The 6,632-nt window shown below is 65.7% G+C and carries 7 protein-coding genes and 1 pseudogene; 2 read left to right on the top strand and 6 right to left on the bottom strand.

The window, feature by feature from the left end:
- The 3 genes from EN745_RS26595 to EN745_RS26585 all read right to left on the bottom strand — a co-directional run.
- Positions 1-287 (bottom strand): YbhB/YbcL family Raf kinase inhibitor-like protein (locus EN745_RS26595; RefSeq protein ID WP_145992142.1); only part of this gene is annotated, 287 nt, incomplete at its 3' end.
- A 144-nt stretch (positions 288-431) separates the two neighbouring features.
- The gene (locus EN745_RS26590; protein WP_126055258.1) at positions 432-695 is read right to left on the bottom strand and encodes a hypothetical protein; all 264 of its coding nucleotides are present in this window, start codon (positions 693-695) and stop codon (positions 432-434) included.
- A 104-nt stretch (positions 696-799) separates the two neighbouring features.
- Complete coding sequence (locus EN745_RS26585; protein WP_189347788.1) at positions 800-1,996, bottom strand: PLP-dependent aminotransferase family protein; 1,197 nt, start codon at positions 1,994-1,996, stop codon at positions 800-802.
- A gap of 429 nt (positions 1,997-2,425) precedes the next feature.
- Between EN745_RS26585 and EN745_RS26580 the strand changes: the two genes are divergently transcribed.
- Positions 2,426-2,740, top strand: coding sequence for a GYD domain-containing protein (locus EN745_RS26580; protein ID WP_126055260.1), 315 nt, complete (start codon positions 2,426-2,428; stop codon positions 2,738-2,740).
- 23 nt (positions 2,741-2,763) lie between these two features.
- Positions 2,764-3,060, top strand: coding sequence for a DUF718 domain-containing protein (locus EN745_RS26575; protein WP_127422633.1), 297 nt, complete (start codon positions 2,764-2,766; stop codon positions 3,058-3,060).
- A 1,103-nt stretch (positions 3,061-4,163) separates the two neighbouring features.
- Here the strand turns inward: EN745_RS26575 and EN745_RS26570 are convergent.
- The 3 genes and pseudogenes from EN745_RS26570 to EN745_RS26560 all read right to left on the bottom strand — a co-directional run.
- Positions 4,164-4,652, bottom strand: coding sequence for a GFA family protein (locus EN745_RS26570; protein WP_127406915.1), 489 nt, complete (start codon positions 4,650-4,652; stop codon positions 4,164-4,166).
- A gap of 51 nt (positions 4,653-4,703) precedes the next feature.
- Complete coding sequence (locus EN745_RS26565) at positions 4,704-5,246, bottom strand: isochorismatase family protein (RefSeq protein ID WP_126055263.1); 543 nt, start codon at positions 5,244-5,246, stop codon at positions 4,704-4,706.
- A gap of 125 nt (positions 5,247-5,371) precedes the next feature.
- Positions 5,372-6,632 (bottom strand): annotated as a pseudogene (locus tag EN745_RS26560) (amidase family protein); the annotation flags it as partial.

Here is a 6,632-nt window from a genome sequence, read left to right as displayed (position 1 = left end):
CCATTGGCGCTCGCCGGGATGTTCCAGGCCAGCCAGTGCCACCAGCCCTTGCCGCCGCCGGCATCGGGGTCGAACATGGTGAGCGCGTAGCTTTTGGTGCCGGCCGGCGGATCCTTCCAGTTCAAGGCGATCGAGACGCTGCCGCCAGTGCATCCGCCGGCGCTGTCGCCGATGTATCTGTTGTCCCACTTGCCGTCCGAGACGGATGAGCTGGAAATCTCGAAAGCCGATGCCTGGCTGGCGAAGCCTGACAGGGCAAGGGCGATGAGGCCAAAGCGTAGGGTCATGGCTTTCCTCTCCTTCTGGCTGATCCGCCCGCATTTTAGCCGAGAGGATCGGCTGAAGGCGTGCAACTTTGCGTGACGAGGATGGTGAATCGCCGAAGCTGCCGATCTCGGCGGCTTGGTCCTAGCGGCGATGGAGTTGGCGGCTTAAAGCACTGCCGCCGACAACAGCATGACTACGCCCACGCCTATCATCAGCAGGCCCGGCCAGTTCGGCGATAAGCCAAGGAAGCCCATCCCGCGCCGTCGCGGTTCGAGCGTCGGTCCAGGCGTTGCCAACCTTGAGGCGGAGCGGTCGGCGGGGGTGCCGAGCGGCGCCGGTTCGCTGAGCCGACCACGCCAGAGCGCCGCGCCAGCCATATAGACAACGCCGGCGACAACGAGCAACGCGCCGATGAGAATGACAGCCATCTCACCTCCAACTGTTTGAACGCTCTGCAATGAAACGGCCGGCATGCCCGGCGGGTTCCGGCGGCGGCATCCGAGCGCCCCTTCGTGGGAGATAGCGAGGCGTGCTACCCCAGCAGCTTCGCCAGCCTCGGGATCCCCTCGCCGACGGCGCGGCTGTCGGCCAGGGTAAAGCTCAACCGCAGTGTGTTGCGGCCGGTGCCGTCGGCATGGAAAGCATTGCCCGGCACGAAGGCGACGCGCGCTTCCCTGACCGAGCGGGCAAGCAGCGCCGTGGCGTCAGCGCCCTCGGGCAGCGTCACCCAGACGAACATGCCGCCATCCGGCCGGCTCCAGGTCACGCCCTCCGGCATGTTGGCCTCGAGCGCGCCGAGCAGGCCGTCGCGGCGGGCGCGGTAGGCGCCGATCAACTTTTCCACCTGCTGGTCGAAGATCGCCTCGGCGGCGCGATGCATGGCCACCTGGTTGATCGAGGGGCTGTGCAGGTCGGAGGCCTGCTTCATCAGCACCAGGCGCTCCACCACGCGGCGCGGCGCGCAGACCCAGCCGACGCGCATGCCCGGCGACAGGATCTTCGAGAAGGAGCCGCAATAAAGGGTGCGGGCATTGTCGATGCCGCCGGAGCGCTGGCAGTCCAGCGCCAGGATCGGCGGCACGCTTTCGCCGTCATAGCGCAGCGCGCGGTAGGCCGCGTCCTCGATGATCGCGATGTCGAGATCACCGGCAAGGTCGAGCACCGCCTCGCGCTGCTTGACACCCAGCGTCTCGCCGGTCGGGTTGGCGAAATCCGGCACCAGATAGGCGAATTTGACCCGCCCGCCGGCGGCCGCCGCGGCTGCGTGATAGGCCGCCGGCGTCATGTTGCCGCCGTCCGGCGTCAGCCGATCGTAGCGTGGCTCATAGGCGTTGAAGGCCTGCAGCGCACCAAGATAAGTCGGCCAGGTGACGAGTGCCGTGTCGCCCGGCGAGAGAAAGAGCTTGCCGAGATAGTCCAGCGCCTGCTGAGAGCCGGAGGTGATGAAGATGTTGCCCTCGTCGCAGGCGACGCCGAGCTTGCCCATCTGGCCGGCCAGCCATTTCCTGAGCGGCAGGTAGCCCTCGCTGACTTGGTACTGCAGGGCCGCGCCCGCCTCCGCGCCGCCGAGCACCGAGGCATAGGCTGCACTGATGGCGTCCGCCGGAAACAGCGCGGGGTCCGGAATGCCGCCGGCAAAGGAGATGATGTCCGGCTGGTCGAGCAGTTTCAGCAGCTCGCGGATTTCCGACGCCTTCATACGCGAAGCGCGCGACGCCAACAGGTTCATCAGGGTCAAGGCCCACCTCCCCGTGGATGGTCAATCTTGCTCGGGCACGATCTCGTCCAAAAGCGGTTCACGCTTTGCGAGATCATGCGCATTTAGGTCAATGTGGCTGACCTATTATCAGGCTCCCTCGCCGGTTGGAATAGCCAGAATGCCATTCCGCCAGGGAGAAAGCACATTTTGGCGACCGCCGATGGAAGACTGTTGTGCCGCATGAGGCCCATTGCAACCGCGTCCACGGCGGGATTGTCGTCATATTAGAATAGGCGCATATTACTGCAACCGAAGCGAAGCTCCGGTTATGCACCGCCGTTGGCCTTGGCTGCCCAAGGCGGTCCACGGGCCACGTCAAATGTCAGTGAAAGGACAAGCAACCCGGTGCTGCTCAAACGATTGAGCGGCCCGAGACATTGTTATCTGGAGGAGATTCCCATGAAGGTCACCGTGTTGGCAAATTATGCACCCCACGCCGCCAAAGGACTGATGCAGGGCTCGGACCGGCAAGCTGCAGTCAATGCGCTGTTTGAAAGCGTCGGCGGCAAGATGACCGGCTTGATGTTCACGCGTGGCGCTTATGACGTCGTAGTCAATGGTGAGGTGCCGGACCAGGCTGCCGGGATGGGCATAGCCCTTGCGGTGCGGGCAAGCGGTTCGTTGAGCGACTTTGTCATCCTCGAAGAACTCGACATGAAGGCCGTGCTCGCGGCCGCCAACAAGGCCGCGGGCGTCTACAAGCCCGCCGGCTGATCGCAAACCGATCGGAGGAAACCATGACCGCCTACAATGTCGTGCGCTTTCGCACCAAGCCAAGCAAGGAACAGGCCTTCGTCGAGAAGCACAAGACCATCGCGCTCAACGCCGCGGGCTTTCGCAAGGGCGCCCTCATCAAGACCGGCGAGCGCACATTCTGCTTTGTCGGCGAGTGGAACGACATGGACAGCCTCGCCGCCGCGCGGCCGTCGATGATCGGCATTCTCGACGGGTTCCGCGACATGCTTGAAGATCTCGGCGGCGATCTCGGCGTGACCGACCCTGTATCGGGGGAAGTTGTTGCGGACATAAGCTAGGACGCCGCCAGATCGGCGATGGCCGGGCCGCCAGGCGCCCCGCCGGCATCGTTCGGCTGGACGCGCGGCGGCATGTCGTTCGCTGCGCGTCGACCTCGCAGCCTTAGAGCGGTTCAGCCTTTTGCTGCAACCACCGAACCGCTCCAAGCATTTGTTCTCACGGACGGTAGACCGCTGTTCCTGGAACTGCTTCAGAAGGGCAACCGTATCTCGTATGGCTGGACCGGTTCCGGACAGCTTTGGGCCGAGTGCGGCCAGTTGATGTCCTTCCGGGTTTCCGGGGGCAAGTCGTTCAATGCACGCATTGTGTGTTTGTGCCTGGAGGCGCGCTTGAGAGCGGCTACAAGCCTGCGAAGGCTTTTCAACATTGATATCCTCCGTATCGTAGCGGCGGAACGGGCAGTGTTGCCCTGTCACGCGACGCCAGTTTTGCGCCGCATGTGTATCCGACCGATTTCACGAGAACGGTGAAAGGCTTCACAAAAAGGCGCCGAGACGAAACATTTGCATGCAAATTAATTTGCGGCATCCGGCCGCGGCTGGCGTGCCACTTGGGATATCCAACACTTAGGCCGTCGGTTGAAGCGTTGATTCACCTGCTGGCGGGCGCGCCCTCATATCTCCGGTGCCTGCACATCCGAGCCGGTTTGCCGGTGGTCTGGTAGCCAATCATGTTGGCCGGGTTCGGCAAGTCGTTTCTTGATGGCGCCGCAACCGGCGATCGCCATTTTCGCGCCAAGGTGGCAACTCTGGAGCTCGAATCCGCAAAATCACGCCAGCCTATTCCGCTATCGCGGAAGTTCCGCTTCGTTGCCGATATGCGATGGTGTTTTCGCGGCGGTACGAGCCGCCCTGGTCGACGCGGGCCCGAAAGCACCCCAACATGCGCCCCCGCGGCCCCGTCGACCACGGCCGGCTCTCTCCAGAACGACCCTGCGCCTCGGCATGGCGCGGTTCGTGAAGGTTTTGGTTGCGCTTGGTTCCCGGAATGTCCACTGGACGTTCCGCAATATTATCCAATTCGAAAATGCCAAGGGCAACAGTGACGGCATTAAGTGGTGGCAGCCCCCCGCTCCGCCGGCTGAGATATTGATAACATGCCCTCAGCCGGCGGAGCCGCCCGTTGCGAAGGAGCCCGTCGTGAAGGCTTGGGCAAACTCGGCCGTCAGTTCGCCATACTCCTCCATCGCAGGCAGCGCCGCGTAGCTGTGCACCGCGGGCGTCTTCGCCCAGGGCAGTTTCTCGCTGGTCCAGGTCTCGACGAAGGGCGTGAACCAGCCTGGATCGTCGAGCATGGTCGGGCGCAGATTGACGAACCAGTCGAGCCCCTCAGGCCGGGTGAACATCCAGCTCATGCAATGCGGGCAGAAATAGTGCCGCGAGGCGCCGTGCAGCCCGCCGATCACTGGCTCGCCTTGGGTAACTTCGAAGGCCTCGTCGGGGATCGCCGCGCTCAGCGAATAGGCGCTGGCCGACATACGCTGGCAGCCGGTGCAATGGCAGGCCATGGTCAGCAGCGGCGGCGCGGTGATTTTCAGGCGAACACGACCACAGCGGCATCCACCTACGGCGGGCAGGTTGAGGCTTGGCATGGTGAGGTCTCCCCGGGTTGGCTGAGGGGCGCTTCCCTTCCGGGAGAGGGTTCAGCGTCCGCTCAGCGCCTCCGCCGTCGCCAGTTTCGCGCCGGCCTCTTCGAAAGCCACATTGTGGCGGGCAATGATTTCGGCCGCGCTCTCGGCAGGGGTGTCGAGCGTCGAGTGCGCGTCGGACACCACGGTCACGCCGAGGCCGCGCGCCATCGCGCCCTTCACGGTCGCCGCAACGCAGAAGTCGCTCTGCGCGCCGAGCAGGATGACCGCGCCCGCGCCCTGGCCCGCTACCCATTCGCCAAGCGCGGCATTGGAGAAGGCATCGCCGACCGTCTTGCCGAAGGTCGGCTCGTCGCCGGCCTGGCCGAGCCCCGGCCATACCGGCCAGCCGCTGGCGCCCGGCGCCAGCGGATCGCCTTGCGGGCCGTCATGGCGGATGAAGGCGACCTTGCGGCCGGATTCTCGCGCCCAGTCGATCACCGCGCGGGCGCGGGCGACGATGCCTTCGGCATCATGGATCGGCGGCTCGAAGCGGCCGTCGAACATGCCGGTCTGGAGATCGATGACAATGAGCGGGGCGAGGCTGGATTCTGGCATGGGCGCGAAGATAGCGTGAGGGTTCGGAGGGTCAAGGATGGATGCTTCACCCGAAGGCGGAGATTGGCGAAAGCGGCGGTGCCAACTGATCTCCCCACAAGGGGGGAGATTGGCAGCTTCAGCCCTCACCCTATCCCGCCGGTCACCGCATGGGCCCCGGCGGTGCGCCCATCCGGCAGCCGCACCACGGCCGTGACGATCGAGCCATAAGCGCCGCGCCAGACGCTGTGGATGCCCTGATGCGTAGCGGCGGGCACGGACACGCGGCCGGTGTAGCGATTGCCGTCATGCCGCATCGCCACCGGCTCGCCGTTGACGTGAACCTTGACGTTTGCCCCATCGGCAGCGCCGGCATCCAGCGTGACGACGATCTCGTCGGTGTCGCCGGCAGGAATGGTCTCGGCGGTGAGCGTGATGGCAAGTGGCGTCTCACCGGGCTGGGCCGAAGCGGCGTTGCCCTTCCCGCCCGCAAACACATCCTCCGCCAGCGCCGGTGTACGCGGCGGGACGGTCCGGCGCTGCGTGGCGCGCTCGTAGTCGCCGGCCATCGAGAGCAGCGCCACATCCTCATAGGCCTTGCCGGCGAAGGTCAGCCCGGCCGGCATGCCGATGTCGGCCATGGTGCCCATCGGCACGGTGACGGTGGGGATGCCGAGATGCCGCCACACCAGATTGCCGTTGGCGACCCAGGTGCCGTTGCGCCAGGCCAGCAGCGCAGACGCTTCGTTGACATCGGCATCGGCCGGGCCGACATCGGCGGCGGCGGGCAGCACCACGGCGTCGAGCACTTGCGCGTCCAGCCAGTCCTCGAAATCGACGCACCGCGTTTCCTCCAGCCCCTCGAGGCCGGCCTGCATTGTCGGGATGCGCTCGAACGGCGTCACGCCCTGCTTCGCCCGCCCGACATATTCGGCGAGGTCGAAGCCGTCGTCGCCATAGCGGTCGGGCAGCGCGCCCGGCGGCCGCGGGAAGATTTTTGCGCCGTCGACCGAGGCGAGATCGGGAAGGACCGGATCGGCGTTGGCGCGCAGGAAATCGTCCCACGACCAGATGCAGAGATCCCAGATCTCGCGGGCGGCGAAATCCTCGGGCACCAGCCCGCGCTCGACCATGGTTTTCGCGCCCGGCCGGTCGCGCTCGTAGTTGGAGACGACGGGGAAGTCGACCTCGACCACCTCGGCGCCGAGCGCCTGGAGGTCGCGCGCGGCCTGCCGCCAGAGGTCGAGCACCGAGGCGCGCGTCTCGATGGGCCTTGCCGCGTCCGCGTCGCGCCCGATATACATTCTGGGCACGCCGAGCCGCTTGCCCTCGAGCGCACCCGCCAGTGCCAACCCGGCGTAGCTCGCCGGCCTCAGCGCCGCGGCTTTCGGGATCGGCACCCAAGGC

The organism is Mesorhizobium sp. M4A.F.Ca.ET.022.05.2.1 (genome assembly GCF_003998845.1).
Taxonomy (GTDB): Bacteria; Pseudomonadota; Alphaproteobacteria; order Rhizobiales; family Rhizobiaceae; genus Mesorhizobium.
Note: the sequence above shows the minus strand (reverse complement) of the source record. Positions and strands in the feature narration are given on the sequence as shown.

Bases quoted from the DNA above. Each gene is read 5' to 3' on its own strand.
- EN745_RS26590 (WP_126055258.1), bottom strand. From the start codon at position 695: ATGGCTGTCATTCTCATCGGCGCGTTGCTCGTTGTCGCCGGCGTTGTC.
- EN745_RS26585 (WP_189347788.1), bottom strand. From the start codon at position 1,996: ATGAACCTGTTGGCGTCGCGCGCTTCGCGTATGAAGGCGTCGGAAATC.
- EN745_RS26580 (WP_126055260.1), top strand. From the start codon at position 2,426: ATGAAGGTCACCGTGTTGGCAAATTATGCACCCCACGCCGCCAAAGGA.
- EN745_RS26575 (WP_127422633.1), top strand. From the start codon at position 2,764: ATGACCGCCTACAATGTCGTGCGCTTTCGCACCAAGCCAAGCAAGGAA.
- EN745_RS26570 (WP_127406915.1), bottom strand. From the start codon at position 4,652: ATGCCAAGCCTCAACCTGCCCGCCGTAGGTGGATGCCGCTGTGGTCGT.
- EN745_RS26565 (WP_126055263.1), bottom strand. From the start codon at position 5,246: ATGCCAGAATCCAGCCTCGCCCCGCTCATTGTCATCGATCTCCAGACC.